The organism is Enterobacter sp. UCD-UG_FMILLET (genome assembly GCF_000762975.1).
In the GTDB taxonomy this organism is placed as follows: Bacteria; Pseudomonadota; Gammaproteobacteria; order Enterobacterales; family Enterobacteriaceae; genus Enterobacter; species Enterobacter dykesii.
Window position 1 is genome coordinate 821,482 of the sequence record NZ_JRJC01000036.1, and the last position, 17,368, is coordinate 838,849.

17 protein-coding genes and 1 rRNA gene are annotated in these 17,368 nt (G+C 54.5%); 8 read left to right on the forward strand and 10 right to left on the reverse strand.

What is annotated here, in order from left to right:
• Window positions 1–173: 173 nt before the first annotated feature.
• The 5 genes from rseC to rseD are packed head-to-tail and all read right to left on the reverse strand — an operon-like array spanning window position 174 to window position 2,937.
• Window positions 174–650, reverse strand: a complete 477-nt coding sequence (gene rseC / locus LA04_RS18790; RefSeq protein WP_023308850.1) for a SoxR-reducing system protein RseC — start codon at window positions 648–650, stop codon at window positions 174–176.
• Window positions 647–1,600 (reverse strand): sigma-E factor regulatory protein RseB, encoded by a 954-nt coding sequence (rseB, locus tag LA04_RS18795; protein ID WP_023308851.1) that lies wholly within the window; start codon window positions 1,598–1,600, stop codon window positions 647–649. Before rseB ends, rseC begins: the two co-directional genes overlap by 4 nt.
• The gene (rseA, locus tag LA04_RS18800; RefSeq protein WP_047652705.1) at window positions 1,600–2,250 is read right to left on the reverse strand and encodes an anti-sigma-E factor RseA; all 651 of its coding nucleotides are present in this window, start codon (window positions 2,248–2,250) and stop codon (window positions 1,600–1,602) included. The genes rseB and rseA overlap by 1 nt, the downstream gene beginning before the upstream one ends.
• Before the next feature lie 31 nt (window positions 2,251–2,281).
• On the reverse strand, window positions 2,282–2,857 hold the full coding sequence (rpoE, locus tag LA04_RS18805) for an RNA polymerase sigma factor RpoE (RefSeq protein WP_006176728.1): 576 nt from the start codon (window positions 2,855–2,857) through the stop codon (window positions 2,282–2,284).
• Window positions 2,854–2,937 (reverse strand): rpoE leader peptide RseD, encoded by an 84-nt coding sequence (rseD, locus tag LA04_RS25335; protein WP_223605340.1) that lies wholly within the window; start codon window positions 2,935–2,937, stop codon window positions 2,854–2,856. Before rseD ends, rpoE begins: the two co-directional genes overlap by 4 nt.
• A gap of 344 nt (window positions 2,938–3,281) precedes the next feature.
• Here rseD and nadB point away from each other — a divergent pair, with 344 nt between their 5' ends.
• Window positions 3,282–4,901 (forward strand): L-aspartate oxidase, encoded by a 1,620-nt coding sequence (nadB, locus tag LA04_RS18810; RefSeq protein WP_047652706.1) that lies wholly within the window; start codon window positions 3,282–3,284, stop codon window positions 4,899–4,901.
• Here nadB and trmN read toward each other — a convergent pair.
• On the reverse strand, window positions 4,886–5,623 hold the full coding sequence (gene trmN / locus LA04_RS18815) for a tRNA(1)(Val) (adenine(37)-N(6))-methyltransferase TrmN (protein ID WP_047652707.1): 738 nt from the start codon (window positions 5,621–5,623) through the stop codon (window positions 4,886–4,888). The two genes, nadB and trmN, sit on opposite strands and share 16 nt — an antisense overlap.
• Before the next feature lie 132 nt (window positions 5,624–5,755).
• Here trmN and srmB point away from each other — a divergent pair, with 132 nt between their 5' ends.
• Complete coding sequence (srmB, locus tag LA04_RS18820) at window positions 5,756–7,084, forward strand: ATP-dependent RNA helicase SrmB (RefSeq protein WP_047652708.1); 1,329 nt, start codon at window positions 5,756–5,758, stop codon at window positions 7,082–7,084.
• Between the two features lie 49 nt (window positions 7,085–7,133).
• Here srmB and grcA read toward each other — a convergent pair whose 3' ends face one another.
• Entirely contained in the window at window positions 7,134–7,517 is a 384-nt protein-coding gene (gene grcA / locus LA04_RS18825) for an autonomous glycyl radical cofactor GrcA (RefSeq protein WP_047652709.1), read from the reverse strand.
• 313 nt (window positions 7,518–7,830) lie between these two features.
• On the opposite strand from grcA, the gene ung reads away from it, so the two are divergent.
• Window positions 7,831–8,520, forward strand: coding sequence for a uracil-DNA glycosylase (gene ung / locus LA04_RS18830; protein WP_047652710.1), 690 nt, complete (start codon window positions 7,831–7,833; stop codon window positions 8,518–8,520).
• A gap of 48 nt (window positions 8,521–8,568) precedes the next feature.
• On the opposite strand, the gene LA04_RS18835 is transcribed toward ung, so the two are convergent.
• Window positions 8,569–9,699 carry a tRNA/rRNA methyltransferase gene (locus tag LA04_RS18835; protein WP_023308857.1) on the reverse strand — a complete coding sequence of 377 codons (1,131 nt, stop codon included), beginning with the start codon at window positions 9,697–9,699 and terminating at the stop codon, window positions 8,569–8,571.
• A gap of 204 nt (window positions 9,700–9,903) precedes the next feature.
• Here LA04_RS18835 and trxC point away from each other — a divergent pair, with 204 nt between their 5' ends.
• The 5 genes from trxC to LA04_RS18860 all read left to right on the forward strand — a co-directional run bounded on the left by trxC (window position 9,904) and on the right by LA04_RS18860 (window position 15,624).
• Window positions 9,904–10,323 (forward strand): thioredoxin TrxC, encoded by a 420-nt coding sequence (gene trxC / locus LA04_RS18840; RefSeq protein ID WP_047652711.1) that lies wholly within the window; start codon window positions 9,904–9,906, stop codon window positions 10,321–10,323.
• Between the two features lie 69 nt (window positions 10,324–10,392).
• A complete protein-coding gene (locus LA04_RS18845) occupies window positions 10,393–11,091 on the forward strand; it encodes a tRNA-uridine aminocarboxypropyltransferase (RefSeq protein ID WP_047652712.1) in 699 nt (232 codons plus the stop codon).
• Between the two features lie 35 nt (window positions 11,092–11,126).
• Window positions 11,127–13,790 carry a bifunctional acetate--CoA ligase family protein/GNAT family N-acetyltransferase gene (locus tag LA04_RS18850; protein WP_047652713.1) on the forward strand — a complete coding sequence of 888 codons (2,664 nt, stop codon included), beginning with the start codon at window positions 11,127–11,129 and terminating at the stop codon, window positions 13,788–13,790.
• 110 nt (window positions 13,791–13,900) lie between these two features.
• On the forward strand, window positions 13,901–15,256 hold the full coding sequence (pssA, locus tag LA04_RS18855) for a CDP-diacylglycerol--serine O-phosphatidyltransferase (protein WP_047652714.1): 1,356 nt from the start codon (window positions 13,901–13,903) through the stop codon (window positions 15,254–15,256).
• Window positions 15,257–15,300: 44 nt separating this feature from the next.
• A complete protein-coding gene (locus LA04_RS18860; protein WP_047652715.1) occupies window positions 15,301–15,624 on the forward strand; it encodes a YfiM family lipoprotein in 324 nt (107 codons plus the stop codon).
• On the opposite strand, the gene LA04_RS18865 is transcribed toward LA04_RS18860, so the two are convergent.
• Window positions 15,621–16,916, reverse strand: coding sequence for an MFS transporter (locus LA04_RS18865; protein ID WP_047652716.1), 1,296 nt, complete (start codon window positions 16,914–16,916; stop codon window positions 15,621–15,623). The two genes, LA04_RS18860 and LA04_RS18865, sit on opposite strands and share 4 nt — an antisense overlap.
• 209 nt (window positions 16,917–17,125) lie before the next feature.
• Window positions 17,126–17,241 (reverse strand): 5S ribosomal RNA (rrf, locus tag LA04_RS18870).
• Window positions 17,242–17,368 lie beyond the last annotated feature (127 nt).

Sequence of the window (17,368 nt, forward strand, 5' to 3'; positions counted from 1 at the left end):
TTATGCCTTACGAATTCCTGGAGGCCGCTGTTCTTAGCCTGACGTTTTTCAGTGCGAAAACGCAGCATTCTACACTACATCCTCGCTACCTGGAAATGCACTTAGAAGCACGTATAACGTGAAGAAAGGCCGTTTTCTGTTTTAGGGTGTAAAAAATGATAAAGCCCGATGGATCACCGGGCCTCTGAAGAGAGCGTTTCAACACGAAGCTGGTCTGGTGCCAGCCCAACGCTGAGAATGACAGGCTGCCACTCCTCCCGCGCGGCAAGCGTCGGAGATAGCCCTTTGGCAAGCCAGAATCCCCCCACGCCACCCAATGCGGCACCGCACATAGCGGCCACATCGGTACCAAACAGCATCTGAAACAGGCCACCCATGATAAACAGGCCGACCAGCGGAGAGAGATACACCAGCATAGCGGAGCTGAGCAGGCTGCCTTCCGCGATGCCCAGTTCCACCTTCTGCCCCGCCATCAGCGGCTGTTCGCTTGGCACAGAAATCGTGTGCGATGTTTGTGGCCCGAGCTTATTCAGCACGCGGCTGCCACAGCCGGCACGGGATGCGCAGCTATTACACGAGGCTTTAACATCGCAGCTCACCAGCGCAATGCCGTTCTGCCAGGAAACAACCGTCGCCCACTCTTTGATCATTGTGCAGCCCTGAATTTAATGCTGTCGGAGATGCGCTTCGCCGTCTGCGGAGGGAGTTCTCCCACAATGGTGATCTCTGCGTTATCGCGTACCGTTGTACTCACCGTACGGCGCCCGGTACGCAGCATTTGTTCGGCGCTGTTTGCCGTTGCGCGATTGATATTCACCGAGAAGCTGAACAAACCATCCGAATAGAGACGCGATTCCACCGGCGTTTCAATGGTTGGCAGCTGACGACGGCTGCTGGACACTTCGCTAAACCCTTGCGGGATCCAGGCAGGTACCCAGTTGAAATTAACGGAATCCCCGGCAGGAACAGAAAGCAGCGGCGGCAGGCTGGCCTTAGCCAGATTCTGCATGCTGTTGCCAACCTGATTATTCACGCTGAAGGAGATAACCCGGAACTGTTCCAGCGTTTCACCGTCACGATCGAGCAGGTCTACACGCATCGGGAGTTTGGTTTCGGCATCAATCCAGACGATATAGCTGTAGCGCGTTCCGTCCCGGGCAACAACGCGAATGACCTCACACAGTCTGTCCGCGATGCGTGTGCGCCCCACCGAAATAAAATCATAGTAAGGGGCAAGCCGTTTGAAGTCGGTATAAATGAGTGACGGCAGAGAATCAACGATATAATCGCCATTCAGCGTGAAAGGCTCCAGACCCGGCTCGAAATAGCTGATTTCGTTGCCACGCTGAACCACTTCCCGACGCGGGCCATCCATCTGTAAAAGCTGGGCGAGCGGCTGGTTATCAAGACGGGCATGACGATAGCGTAACGACTCGACGCCCTGCTTATTGATGCTGATAAATGCCAACTCATAATTGAGTGACTGGCTGGCCAGATTCATTTGCTGCAACAACGCCCCGGATGAAACATCAGCCGAGGCGTTGGCAGAGAAGAACAGGCTACCCGCCATCAGAGACATGGCGAACCAAAGTTGCTTCATTACTGCGATTGCGTTCCTAAAGTTTGGTTTCCGGGCACCTGCACAGCAGCTTGCTGTGTCTGCGCCTGCTCAAACTGAAGCTGTTCAGAGTGCAGACGACGCTGCAACTCGTAATCCTGCAACATCGCATTAATGCGACGGCGCTGCTCCTGAACCTGCTGTTGCTGGCCGCCGCTGGCGGATGCATCAGCCGGTACACCCAGACTTACCGGGCTGGCTTTGCCCATCATCGGCAGTGTGTTAAACACTGGCGCTTCTGGCTGCTGATTAGTTTCAGACTGAGTATTATAGTGCTGGACGCCAACAATAACTGCAAGCGATACGCATGCAGCCACACCCATTTGGGTAAGCTGGCTGGCCCACGGGCGCACCTTTTGCCAGAATGGCATTTTCTGCCACTGGTGAGGCGCGGGTTGAGCTTCAGGAATCAGCGGAGTGGTCTGATGAACAGGCTCATTCTCAATCGCCGCCATGACGCGGGCTGAGATATCGAAATGGAGAACCTCGCTGGTGTCACCGCGAAGGGTGTCACGGATGAGATGGTAACTCTCCCAGGTCTCTTGCATTTCGGGTGAATGAGACAGCTCGTTGAGCATCTCATTATCTACCGTTTCACCATCCATTAAAGCGGAAAGTTTTTCTTTCTGCATGCCTAATACCTTTTCCAGTATCCCGCTATCGTCAACGCCTGATAAGCGGTTGAACTTTATTATCAATAGCTTCTCGCGCACGGAAAATTCGTGAACGTACCGTGCCGACCGGACAATCCATGATAGCGGCTATCTCTTCATAGCTCAGACCATCCAGCTCCCGTAACGTAATTGCCATGCGTAAATCTTCCGGGAGCGACTCGATCGTGCGAAAAACGATTTGTCTCAGTTCTTCTGACAACATTAAGTTCTCAGGGTTCGAAATTTCTTTCAATGCGCCGCCACTTTCGAAGTTTTCGGCGTCTATTGCGTCCACATCACTTGAAGGCGGACGACGACCCTGAGCGACCAGATAATTCTTTGCCGTATTGACCGCAATACGGTACAGCCAGGTATAAAAAGCACTATCTCCCCGGAAAGAATCCAGCGCGCGATAGGCCTTAATAAAAGACTCTTGCACCACATCAGGCACATCGCCTGACGGTACATAGCGGGAAACCAGGCTCGCCACCTTATGCTGGTAGCGGACCACCAGTAGGTTAAAGGCTTTCTGATCTCCCTTCTGGACCCGTTCAACCAGGACCTGGTCCGTTAACTGCTCGCTCATCCGAGGTAATGTCTCCCCAAACCTAAATTCCACGCGTTATCGAAACGCCACTCTAAAAATACCGCACTTTGAGCAAGCACCGAATTAGAGTGTCTGATCTTCAATAAGTTCCGTAACGCCTTTGTTTTTGTTCATCGCGCCGCAGACTGTTCATTTTCTCTCATTATAAGTCTGTTCACGATACGCACCACTTTCTGACAAGAAACATCTTTTTCCCGCCAGAAGAGTAACGCAACACAGGCTTTATTTCACCACAAAATCTGACGCTAACGATCTGCTTCGCAAAATAATTTCACTCATTTACCCTCCGTTTACCTCCGCTTACGCGTTTAGCCATTGCGACAGCCTCTAAAAAAATACGTGCGATAAATCGCATTCAGGTGCTATTCTGACCCAACACTGTTTAGTAAATTAAACAACAATCATGAACACAACATCTGAACTCCATTGTGATGTACTGATCATCGGCAGCGGCGCTGCCGGTCTCTCTCTGGCGCTGCGCCTGGCCGAGCATCAAAACGTTATCGTTCTGAGTAAAGGACCGATAAGTGAAGGTTCCACGTTTTATGCCCAGGGCGGCATTGCCGCCGTGTTTGATGAGACAGACAGCATTGCTTCCCACGTCGAAGATACGCTCATTGCCGGGGCCGGGATCGTGGATGCACACGCCGCAGAGTTTGTCGCCAGCAATGCCCGTCACTGCGTTCAGTGGCTCATCGACCAGGGCGTCTTATTCGATACTCAGGTTCAACCGAACGGTGAAGAGAGCTACCACCTGACTCGCGAAGGTGGCCATAGCCACCGCCGCATCCTGCACGCAGCGGATGCCACCGGAAAAGAAGTGGAAACCACGCTGGTCAGCAAAGCGCTGAACCATCCTAATATTCGGGTTCTCGAGCGAAGCAATGCCGTTGACCTGATTATCTCTGACAAGATTGGCCTGCCCGGGACGCGTCGCGTGGTGGGCGCCTGGGTCTGGAACCGAAATAAAGAGAAGGTGGAAACCTGTCAGGCAAAGGCTGTAGTCCTGGCGACGGGCGGCGCCTCTAAAGTGTATCAGTACACCACGAACCCGGACATTGCCTCCGGAGACGGTATCGCTATGGCCTGGCGCGCAGGCTGCCGGGTGGCGAATCTCGAGTTTAATCAGTTTCACCCCACCGCCCTGTTCCACCCTCAGGCGCGCAACTTCCTGCTGACGGAAGCCCTGCGCGGTGAAGGCGCTTATCTGAAACGCCCTGATGGCTCCCGCTTTATGCCCGACTTTGACGCCCGGGGCGAACTGGCCCCGCGCGATATCGTTGCTCGCGCCATCGACCATGAAATGAAGCGTCTTGGCGTGGACTGCATGTATCTCGATATCAGCCATAAGCCAGCAGAGTTCATTCGCCAGCATTTCCCGATGATTTATGAAAAGCTGCTCAATCTTGGCATTGATTTAACGCGCGATCCGGTGCCCATTGTGCCAGCGGCACACTATACCTGCGGTGGTGTGATGGTTGACGATCATGGACGTACTGACGTAGACGGTCTGTATGCTATCGGTGAGGTCAGCTATACCGGACTTCACGGCGCGAACCGTATGGCCTCTAACTCGCTGCTTGAGTGTCTGGTGTACGGCTGGTCGGCGGCGGAAGACATCACCAGGCGCATGCCTTACGCCCGCGAGACAGAGCAGCTGCCTGCCTGGGATGAAAGCCGCGTGGATAACCCGGACGAGCTGGTTGTGATCCAGCACAACTGGCATGAGCTACGGCTGTTTATGTGGGACTACGTGGGGATTGTGCGCACCACGAAACGCCTGGAACGCGCCTTGCGCCGCATCACCATGCTGCAGCAGGAAATTGATGAGTATTATGCCAATTTCCGCGTATCCAATAACCTGCTGGAGCTGCGCAATCTGGTGCAGGTTGCCGAGCTGATTGTTCGCTGCGCGATGATGCGTAAAGAGAGCCGCGGGCTGCACTATACCCTGGACTACCCGGATCAGCTTGCTGAGTCCGGCCCGTCGATACTCGCCCCGCAGGTTTACATAAACAGATAAAACGCCTGGGTCAGGGCAGTGTAATCTTCGGAATAACGCTGGTCTGGCCCACGGATCACCATCCGGTCATTAAAGCATTCACCCTCTTTTGGCGAGAGCGCCAACAGCACGCGGTGCGGCAGTCGTCCTTCCGTATCCGAAATATCGGTACGCAGACGTAACGTCCAGCCGATCTCCTGCGCGATGCCGATAAACGTGTTGCCGGTACTCTCGGGCAGGACCACGCAGAAAAAACCTTCTTCGGAGATGAGTTCTGCCGCGCTGGTGAGCAGCGCTTTATGATCGAGGGAGCCGGTATAACGCGCCTGTTCACGCTCGGGCGTCCCGCACTCAACGCCGGGCTCGTAGTAGGGAGGGTTGCTGACGATCAAATCGTAACGTGCGGTTTGTTCAGGCGCCCAGGCGAGCACATCTGCGCAGTCCACTTTCATGCGGGCAGCCCAGGGGGATTCGGCCATATTGTCACTCGCCTGCTCTGCGGCCTGCGCGTCCAGTTCGACGGCATCAATGATGACATGTTCTTCCGTACGCTGCGCCAGCATCAACGCCACCAGCCCGCTGCCGGTACCGATATCAAGAATACGCTTAACACCTGCGACAGGCGCCCACGCTCCCAGTAAAATACCGTCTGTACCGACCTTCATGGCACAGCGATCGTGGGCGACAAAAAATTGTTTAAAGGTAAAACCATCGCGGCGCAGCTGCGCTTTGAGTTGAGACATGTCAGGACAACCTTCTAAGTGAAACTGGAGTAGCATAGGGGAAAGCGAAGTGGCCGAAAAGCGATATCCATACAAACAGATGAAGATTACAGCCGTAACGTCTATAATCAGCGCCCCACACAGAGGTAGAACATGACTGTAACGACTTTTTCCGAACTTGAACTCGATGAAAGCCTGCTCAATGCACTTGAGAGCAAAGGCTTTACACGCCCGACCGCCATTCAGGCAGCGGCCATTCCGCCTGCGCTTGAGGGCCGCGATGTGCTCGGTTCTGCGCCAACCGGCACGGGGAAGACAGCAGCCTATTTGCTGCCTGTGTTGCAGCATCTGCTCGACTTTCCGCGTAAAAAATCTGGCCCGCCGCGTATTTTGATCCTGACGCCTACGCGCGAACTGGCAATGCAGGTTGCCGATCACGCGCGTGAACTCGCGGCAAATACTCATCTGGATATCGCCACCATCACCGGCGGCGTTGCGTATATGAACCACGCCGAAGTGTTCAGCGAAAACCAGGACATCGTCGTTGCAACGACGGGCCGCCTGCTGCAGTACATTAAAGAAGAGAACTTCGACTGCCGCGCGGTTGAAACGCTGATCCTCGACGAGGCCGACCGCATGCTGGACATGGGCTTCGCACAGGATATCGAGCACATTGCAGGAGAAACGCGCTGGCGTAACCAGACGATGCTGTTCTCTGCCACCCTCGAAGGGGAAGCGATCAAAGACTTCGCAGAGCGTCTGCTGGAAGATCCGGTGGAAGTGTCGGCGACGCCGTCCACCCGTGAGCGTAAGAAGATCCACCAGTGGTACTACCGCGCGGACAACCTCGAGCACAAGGTCGAATTGCTGAAACACCTGCTGAAGCAGGAAGATGCGCTGCGCACAATCGTATTTGTGCGCAAGCGCGAGCGCGTGCACGAGCTGGCTGAAATGCTGCGTAACGCCGGGATCAACAACTGCTATCTTGAAGGCGAGATGGCGCAGATCAAGCGTACCGAAGGCATCAAGCGCCTGACCGATGGCCGCGTTAACGTACTGGTTGCGACAGACGTAGCCGCTCGCGGAATCGACATCCCGGACGTCAGCCACGTCATTAACTTCGATATGCCGCGCAGCGGAGATACATACCTGCACCGTATTGGCCGTACCGGCCGCGCGGGCCGCAAAGGGATTGCGATTTCACTGGTCGAAGCGCATGACTACCTGCTGCTGCAGAGGATTGGCCGCTATGTTGATGAGCCGCTGAAAGCGCGCGTTATTGACGAACTCCGCCCGACCACGCGTGCGCCGAGTGAAAAGATGACGGGTAAACCGTCCAAGAAAGCGCTCGCAAAACGTGCGGAGAGAAAAGAGAAAGAAAAAGAGAAACCGCGCGTGAAGCAGCGCCACCGCGATACCAAAAACATTGGTAAGCGCCGTAAGCCAAGCTCTGCCGCACCAGAGACGAAAACTGAAGAGTAAAAAAAGCCGGGGAAATCCCCGGCTTTTTTATTCCCCCCTGCTGAAGCCGTTACAGGCTTTCAGTAAAGGTACGAGCGATAACGTCGCGCTGCTGTTCTGGAGTCAGTGAGTTAAAGCGAACCGCATAGCCGGACACGCGGATAGTCAGCTGTGGGTATTTTTCTGGGTGCTCAACGGCATCCATCAGCGTTTCGCGGCGCAGCACGTTAACGTTCAGGTGCTGACCCCCTTCCACGCGCACTTCCGGTTTCACTTCCATTGGAATTTCACGGTATTCGATTTCGCCCAGTTTGTTCACCGGCACGATTTCATCTTCAGCAAAACCCGCTTTCGCAACGACGCAGCGCGCTTCGTTCTTCTCGCTGTCCAGCAGCCAGAAAGAATTGAGCAGATCGTCATTTGCAGCTTTAGTAATCTGGATACCTGTAATCATGTGTTGCCTCCCTAGGCTACATTAACTGATGCTGGCCTTTCGCGGCCAATTGGTAAAACCATTGTTTCTTGTGTGTATATATAACATTCACACCTCGGTGATTTATTGATTTAAATCAACAAAAACACCAACCACATAAAGAGTGTGGTTTGAATTTATTGTTTCAGATCAATTTCACAGTCTTACCAATTAAACTCACTCTGTATCTTTTCAAAATAAATTTAGCCACTTAGCACGTATTTCAGCACGTAATTTTGCTCACCGGGGCTAAACAGGTAAGCTAGTCACAGATTGAGATTCGCAGGAGAGCGAGATGACGACACCTTTAACCTGGCATGACGTGCTGGCAGAAGAAAAGCAGCAGCCTTATTTTATCAATACGCTCAGCACCGTTGCCGCTGAGCGTCAGTCCGGACAAACGATTTACCCGCCGCAGAAAGACGTGTTCAACGCCTTTCGCTACACCGAACTGAGCGATGTGAAAGTGGTCATTCTGGGTCAGGATCCCTATCACGGCCCCGGGCAGGCGCATGGGCTGGCGTTTTCCGTTCGTCCGGGTGTGGCTATCCCCCCTTCTCTGCTCAACATGTATAAAGAGCTTGAAGCAACCGTGCCCGGTTTTACCCGGCCAAACCACGGTTACCTGGAAAGCTGGGCGCGCCAGGGCGTGCTGTTACTGAATACGGTGCTTACCGTACGGGCGGGTCAGGCGCACTCGCACGCCAGTCTGGGCTGGGAGACGTTTACCGATAAAGTCATCAGCCTTATCAACGAGCATCGTGAAGGGGTGGTGTTTTTACTTTGGGGTTCTCACGCGCAGAAGAAAGGGGCGATTATCGATCGTCAGCGTCATCACGTGCTCAAGGCACCGCACCCGTCACCGCTGTCTGCGCATCGCGGTTTCTTTGGCAGTAATCATTTTGTTCTGGCGAATGAATGGCTGGAAAAAAGTGGCGAAAAGCCGATTGACTGGATGCCTGTATTACCGGCAGAGAGCGAGTAGTTTGAGTTTGTATGCCCGGCTCACCGGGCATACAAAAAGCAAAATGGCTTATGCCTTATTCTGACGCCACCATTCGGCCAGCAGTACGCCGGTCGCAACGGATACGTTCAGACTTTCCACATTGCCTGTTCCGTCGATAGAGACGCTCAGATCCGCACTGGAGAGCGCCGCGTCAGACAGACCATCACGTTCCTGACCTAATACCAGCACCATTTTGCGCGGCAGCGTCGCTTTAAACAGCGGCGTACCGGCATGGCTCGAGGTGGTCACGATGGAATAACCCGCTTTACGGAACTGCTCGAGGGCGTCCAGAACGCTGTCGCCGGTGATCGGCTGTACGTGCTCGGCTCCGCCTTCCGCAGTACGGATCGCTGCGCCGGATTCCAGCAGCGCGGCATCCTGCAACAGCACGCCTTTCACGCCAAAGTGCGCGCAGCTGCGCATCATTGCGCCCAGATTGTGCGGGTTGCCCACATCTTCCAGCGCCAGCACGCAGTCATCGGCATCCGCCTGGCTGACCCACTGCTGCACGGTGGTGCCGTTACGCTTTTTGATCAGGAAGCAGACGCCGCCGTGGTGTTCAGTACCGGACGCTTTGGTCAGCTCCGCATCATCCACCACGTGGTAGGCTTTACGGTTCGCGGCCATCCAGCGCAGCGCTTCTTTAAAGCGCGGGGTCACGCTCTGGATAAACCAGGCGCGGACGATACATTCAGGACGGCTCTGGAACAGCGCCTGGCAGGCGTTCTCGCCATACACGCGGGTCTCTTCCGCACGCTGACGGCGCAGTACTTCCGGGTCGATAAAGCTTTTACCGCTGATACCGCCGTGATCGGCCTTTTCTGGCGTTTCGTCGCCAGGGGCACGAGAAACGGTGCGCCACGGGGAGGCGTTATCACGTGAGAAATCATCACGCGGACGATCGTCGCGTGGACGGTCACTGCGTGGGCGGTCGGAACGCGGACGATCATCGCGTTTGCGATCGTCACGTTTGCGGTCATCACCGCGGTTATTTCTGTCATCGCGGGCGGGGCGACGGCCACCGTCTGCACGAGAAGACGCCGGACGCCCGCCACCTTTTCCGGTACGCGGATTTTGGGTGCGTTTATCAGAGTCATCATCACTGCGGACATACATCACTTTGACCTTGCCGCTTTTGTTTTTCATTTCGTCGTTCATGCTTTTCTCCACCAGCGCTGCGCGAAGCGCGCAGATTACCCGATGTGCCAGCGCATAGCCATAATTTCGTACAAAAGCCTGTGACTATTGTTCTCATTGAATAAAACGCATTGTTGTTTCAAACAGGCTCATTGATAATATGTAACATATTAGAAACATTATCGGCGTTGTGCCGCTGTCCCACGGCTCTATCAGAGGTTAGTTATGAATACCGTATGTGCCAACTGTCAGGCTCTTAACCGCATTCCGGACGATCGGATTGAAGATGGTGCGAAATGCGGACGCTGCGGCCATGAATTGTTTGATGGCGAGGTCATTAACGCGACGGGTGCTACGCTGGACAAACTCCTTAAGGACGATCTTCCTGTCGTGATCGATTTCTGGGCGCCATGGTGCGGCCCATGCCGTAGCTTCGCGCCGATCTTCGAAGATGTGGCCGAAGAGCGTAGCGGAAAAATGCGGTTCGTTAAGGTCAATACCGAAGCCGAACCCGAACTGAGCGCACGTTTTCGTATTCGCAGCATCCCGACCATTATGATTTTCAAAAATGGCGAAGCGATCGATATGCTCAACGGTGCGGTTCCAAAAGCGCCTTTTGAAAGCTGGTTAAACGAGTCGCTGTAACATTCACGGGGCACGTCTTGTGCCCCGCTCCCGCCTCTGCGAAAATAGCGTTTTTCCTGCATTTCGCTCATGACTGATAACGCTGTCCTTAAATTACGCGCCGAACGCCTTGCGCGCGCCACACGACCGTTCCTCGCCCGAGGCAACCGTATTCGCCGCTGTCAGCGCTGCCTGCTGCCGCTGAAGGTTTGTCTGTGCGAGACGCTCGCTCCGAGTACGGCGGAAAGCCGTTTTTGTCTGGTCATGTTCGATACCGAGCCGATGAAACCCAGCAATACGGGGCGTCTTATCGCTGATATTCTGCCGGATACCTCCGCGTTTCAATGGTCCCGTACGGAGCCGCCTCAGGCCCTGCTCGATTTAGTGGCCAGCCCCGACTATCAGCCTATGGTCGTTTTCCCCGCGTCTTATGCAGGCGCGGAGCGCCAGGTTCTTTCAGCGCCGCCATCCGGTAAACCCCCTCTGTTTATCATGCTGGACGGCACCTGGACCGAAGCGCGAAAAATGTTTCGCAAAAGCCCCTATCTCGACGCGCTGCCGGTCATTTCGGTCGATCTTTCCCGCGTCTCCGCCTACCGCCTGCGTGAAGCGCATGCTGACGGGCAATACTGCACCGCCGAAGTGGCGATTGCGCTTCTGGATTTAGCGGGAGATACCGTTGCGGCTGGCGCCCTGGGCAACCATTTCTCATGCTTCCGGGAGCGCTATCTGGCGGGAAAAACCGTTCATAAGGGCAGCGTCACAGCGCCCGAGCCAGAAAGCGTTTAAAATCATCAGGTCGCTTGCATTCACAGGAGGCCTCCATGAGCCAGCGAGGGTTAGAAGCGCTACTTCGTCCTAAATCCATTGCCGTCATCGGCGCATCAATGAAACCGGATCGTGCTGGCTATCTGATGATGCGCAATCTGCTGGCCGGGGGATTTAATGGTCCCGTCATGCCCGTCACGCCGTCTTATAAAGCCGTTCAGGGAGTGCTTGCATGGCCTGATGTACAAAGCCTGCCTTTCGTGCCGGATCTTGCCGTACTTTGTACAAACGCGAAGCGTAACCTGGAACTGCTGGAATCACTCGGCAAGAAAGGGTGTAAAACCTGCATTATTCTCTCGTCTCCGCCTGAACAGAAAGCCGAGCTTCTGGCCTGCGCCAGCCGCTATCAAATGCGCATTCTTGGGCCAAACAGTCTGGGCCTTCTCGCCCCCTGGCAGGGGCTGAATGCCAGTTTCTCTCCGGTTCCGATCCGCAAAGGCAAACTGGCGTTTATCTCGCAGTCGGCTGCGGTATCGAACACCATCCTCGACTGGGCGCAGCAGCGTGAAATGGGATTCTCCTACTTCATTGCCCTGGGCGACAGTCTGGATATCGACGTTGATGAGCTACTGGATTTTCTGGCACGTGACGGCAAAACCAGCGCGATCCTGCTTTATCTTGAGCACCTCAGCGACGCGCGTCGTTTTGTCTCGGCTTCGCGAAGCGCGTCGCGCAATAAGCCGATCCTGGTGATCAAAAGCGGACGAAGCCCTGCGGCACAGCGTCTACTCCATTCGCATTCCGGTATGGATCCCGCCTGGGACGCCGCCATTCAGCGCGCGGGGTTGCTGCGGGTACAGGATACGCACGAGCTTTTTTCCGCCGTTGAGACGTTAAGCCATATGCGCCCGTTGCGCGGTGAGAAGCTAATGATTGTCAGTAACGGTGCGGCCCCTGCAGCGCTCGCGCTGGACGAGCTGTGGCGGCGCTTCGGCAAGCTGGCAACGCTGAGTGAAGAGACGCTGCAGCGCCTGAGAGAAGCGCTTCCGACCAGCGTGACGCCCGGCAATCCGCTTGATTTGCGCGATGACGCCAGCAGCGACCACTATATCAGGGCTATCTCCATTTTGCTGGATAGCCAGGATTTCGATGCGCTGATGATTATCCACTCCCCCAGCGCGGTCGCGCCGGGTAGTGAAAGCGCGCGCGCGCTTATTGACGCCGTGCGCAACCATCCACGCGGTAAATACGTTACCCTGCTCACCAACTGGTGCGGTGAGTTTTCGTCTCAGGAGGCGCGGCGCTTGTTCAGCGAGGCCGGGCTGCCAACCTACCGCACGCCGGAAGGCACCATCACCGCGTTTATGCATATGGTGGAATATCGCCGCAACCAGAAACAGCTGCGTGAGACGCCGGCTTTGCCGGGGAATCTGACGGCGAACACCGTCGACGTTCACCGGCTGTTGCAGCAGGCCATTGAAGAAGGCGCAACCTCGCTTGATACGCATGAGGTCCAGCCCATTCTGGGCAGCTACGGGATGCAAACCCTGCCGACCTGGATCGCCAGCGACAGCGCAGAGGCCGTTCATATAGCCGAACAGATTGGCTATCCGGTTGCCCTGAAGCTACGTTCCCCGGATATCCCGCATAAGTCTGATGTTCAGGGGGTTATGTTATACCTGCGTACGGCAACAGAGGTGCAGCAGGCAACTGATGCTATTTTCGACCGGGTCAAAATGGCCTGGCCGCAGGCAAGGATCCACGGATTGCTGGTGCAAAGCATGGCCAACCGCGCAGGGGCTCAGGAATTACGGGTGGTGGTCGAACACGATCCCGTCTTCGGCCCGCTCATCATGCTGGGGGAAGGTGGCGTTGAGTGGCGCCCGGAGGAGCAGGCTGTGGTCGCTTTACCGCCGCTGAACATGAACCTGGCGCGCTATCTGATCATCCAGGCGATTAAAAGTAAAAAGATCCGTGGCCGGAGTGCGCTGCGCCCGCTTGATATTGCCGGGTTAAGTCAGTTCCTGGTGCAGGTGTCTAACCTGATTGTGGATTGTGCCGAAATCCAGCGGCTGGACATTCATCCGCTGCTCGCCTCGGGCAATGAGTTTACGGCGCTGGACGTGACCCTGGATATCGCGCCATTCGAAGGAGACCCAGAGAGCCGTCTGGCGATCCGCCCGTATCCCCTGCAGCTGGAGGAGTGGGTTGAGATGAAGAATGGAGAACGCGCCTTGTTCCGCCCTATTCTGCCGGAAGATGAGCCTCAGCTGCGGGCCTTTATCTCTCTGGTCACGAAAGAGGATCTTTATTATCGCTATTTTAGCGAAATCAACGAATTTACCCACGATGATTTAGCCAATATGACCCAGATCGACTACGATCGAGAAATGGCGTTTGTTGCCGTTCGTCGCGCCGCTAAGGGTGATGAGATCCTCGGCGTCACGCGTGCGATTTCTGACCCGGATAACGTTGATGCGGAGTTTGCGGTGCTGGTGCGCTCCGATCTTAAAGGCCTGGGTCTGGGAAGACGGCTGCTGGAAAAACTCATCAGCTATACGCGAGATCACGGATTGTTACGCCTCAATGGCATTACTATGCCTAACAATCGCGGTATGGTGACCCTGGCGCGAAAACTTGGGTTTGACGTTGATATTCAGCTGGACGAAGGTATTGTGGCCTTGTCCCTCAGTCTGACATCAGCAGATAAACGCGAGTAAGCTACTGGAAATGTTACCCACTTTGGACGGGACTGGTGGTATCATTGTCCGCTTATGTTGTTTGCATGGTACAGACAACCCTTCAATGAACAGAGAAGAAACGCACTGTGATGTTGTCAAAATTTAAGCGTAATAAACATCAACAACACCTTGCTCAACTACCGAAGATTTCTCAGTCAGTTGATGATGTAGAGTTCTTTTACGCTCCCGCTCATTTTCGGGAGACGCTTCTGGAAAAGATTGCCAGCGCCACGCGACGCATTTGCATTGTAGCGCTCTATCTTGAACAGGATGAAGGCGGGCGCGCGATCCTAAACGCGCTCTATGAAGCCAAACGTCAGCGTCCGGAACTTGATGTTCGCGTACTGGTAGACTGGCATCGCGCTCAGCGTGGCCGTATCGGCGCTGCCGCCTCAAACACCAATGCTGACTGGTATTGCCGTGCGGCGCAGGAAAATCCTGGCGTTGATGTGCCTGTTTATGGCGTCCCGGTAAATACCCGTGAAGCGCTCGGCGTCCTTCATTTCAAGGGATTCATCATTGATGACAGCGTGCTGTACAGCGGCGCAAGTCTGAACGATGTTTACCTTCATCAGCTCGATAAATATCGCTACGACCGCTACCATCTGATCCGTAATCCGCAGATGGCCGATATCATGTTTAACTGGGTTGATAAAAATCTGGTCTATGGCCGCGGTGTTAATCGCCTTGACGATCCCGAACGTCCGAAAAGCCCGGAAATCAAAAACGATGTTCGCGCCTTCCGCCAGGAGCTGCGTGATGCGGTCTATCATTTCCAGGGCGATGCGAATAACGAAGAGCTATCCGTTACCCCGCTGGTAGGGCTCGGCAAATCAAGCCAGCTGAACAAAACGATCTTCCATCTGATGCCGTGCGCGGAGCAGAAACTCACCATCTGTACGCCGTACTTCAACCTTCCTGCCGTGCTGGTGCGTAATATTATTCAGCTGCTGCGCGACGGTAAAAAAGTGGAAATCATCGTTGGTGATAAAACCGCAAACGACTTCTTCATTCCTGAAGATCAGCCGTTCAAAATCATCGGTGCGCTGCCTTATCTGTATGAGATTAACCTGCGCCGTTTCCTGAGCCGTTTACAGTATTACGTCAACACTGACCAGCTGGTAGTACGCCTCTGGAAAGACGAAGACAATAGTTACCATCTTAAAGGCATGTGGGTCGACGATGAGTGGATGCTGCTGACCGGTAACAACCTCAACCCACGCGCGTGGCGACTGGATCTGGAAAACGCTATCCTGATCCATGACCCGCAGCATGAGTTAGCCGCACAGCGTGAACGTGAGCTGGAGCTGATTCGCACGCATACTACTGTGGTGAATCATTACCGCGAATTGCAGAGCATTGCCGATTACCCGGTGAAAGTCCGCAAGCTTATCCGCCGCTTACGTCGTATCCGTATCGACCGACTTATCAGCCGTATTCTGTAATGTCCAGGCCCTGCCACCCGCAGGGCTTTTTTATGGAGCCGTTGATGCGTATTCCTCTGTTACTTAGCGTCCTCTTTCTCAGTGGCTGTAGCCATATGGCTAACGATAACTGGTCCGGACAGGATAAAGCCCAGCATTTCCTCGCTTCCGCGATGTTGTCCGCAGCCGGTAATGAATATGCGCAGTATCAGGGATACAGCCGGGATCGTAGCGCGGCGATAGGGTTGATGTTCTCAGTCAGTCTTGGAGCATCAAAAGAACTGTGGGATAGCCGCCCCGCAGGGAGCGGCTGGAGCTGGAAAGATTTCGCCTGGGATGTCGCCGGCGCAACGACCGGCTATGCCGTGTGGCAGATGGCGCGCTATTAAAGTCGAATGCCTTTCCCTTTGCGATGCAGCATCAGGGAAACAACAAAAGCCAGTGCGCCCATTATCGTTACGTACCAGAAGAATGTCGTTTCACTTCCCCATGATTTAAGCGACAACGCAACGTACTCCGCCGATCCGCCAAACAACGCATTAGCTACCGCATAAGAGAGCCCGACCCCTAAAGCGCGTACCTGCGCCGGGAACATTTCAGCTTTCAGTATTCCGCTAATAGAGGTATAGAAACTGACAATCACCATCGCCAGCATCAGCAGCGCAAACGCCGCATACGGCGAAGTCACATGCTGAAGGGCCGACAGAATAGGTACGGTACATAACGCCGACAGGCCGCCAAAAATCAGCATCGACGTACGTCGACCGATTTTATCCGAGAGCGCACCGATAATAGGTTGTATGAGCATAAAGACAAACAGCGCCACGGTCATGACTACGCTGGCAACGTTTGCGTGCATGCCGGTGGTGTTCACCAGGTACTTCTGCATATAGGTCGTGAACGTGTAGAAACTGAGAGAGCCACCCGCAGTAAAGCCCAGCACCATAAGGAAAGCTTTGCGGTTACGCCATAACCCTTTGAATGTTCCAGCCTCCTTCAGCGTTCTGACTTCCTTCTGAGAGGTTTCATCTAACTGACGGCGTAGCCAAAGTGCGACAACCGCCAGTACTGCGCCCATCGCGAAAGGAATTCGCCATCCCCAGGCATGAAGTTGTTCGTCCGTCAGAATTTGCTGCAGGATCACCACCACAAGAATGGCCAGCAGTTGACCACCAATCAGCGTGACGTACTGGAATGAGGCGTAAAAACCTTTACGGCCTTCCAGTGCAATCTCACTCATGTAGGTCGCACTGGTACCGTATTCACCCCCCACCGATAATCCCTGAAATAAGCGGGCCAGTAACAGTAGCGCCGGTGCCCAGGTGCCAATCGATTCATATCCCGGTAAGCAAGCGATCACCAGAGAACCAAAGCACATCATGCACACCGAGATCAGCATAGAAGCCTTACGGCCGCGACGATCCGCAATGCGGCCGAACAGCCAGCCCCCAATGGGTCGCATTAAAAACCCTGCAGCAAAAACCCCCGCTGTTTGTAGCAGCTGCGTTGTGGTGTTGCCGGATGGGAAAAAAATATGTGCGAAGTAGAGTGAACAGAATGAGTAGACGTAAAAGTCGAACCATTCAACCAGATTCCCTGAAGAGGCGCTGACGATTGCCCATACCCTTCTTCGGGTATCACTGTTAGCCAGCGTCCCGTTTGATGTAATGCTTTCTGTCATTGTGATTATGCTCCTGCCATAAACAGCGGCGTATTGAGCCAGGAGACTCAATTACCTCGTAAATGAAATGTTATAATTTTGTTATAAATGACATTGCGACAGGGATCACACATTCCATTAGCAGGATAAGGGATTAAGAGAAAGGCCAGAGAGGTTAAGCGCAAAGCAAAAAACCCCGCACCTTACGGTACGGGGTTCTTCTAATTGATGCCTGGCAGTTCCCTACTCTCACATGGGGAGACCCCACACTACCATCGGCGCTACGGCGTTTCACTTCTGAGTTCGGCATGGGGTCAGGTGGGACCACCGCGCTAAAGCCGCCAGGCAAATTCTGTTAATCTGTATCAGGCTGAAATTTGATTGTCTGTCTCTTCGCCAAAACACCTTCGGCGTTGTAAGGTTAAGCCTCACGGTTCATTAGTATCGGTTAGCTCAACGCATCGCTGCGCTTA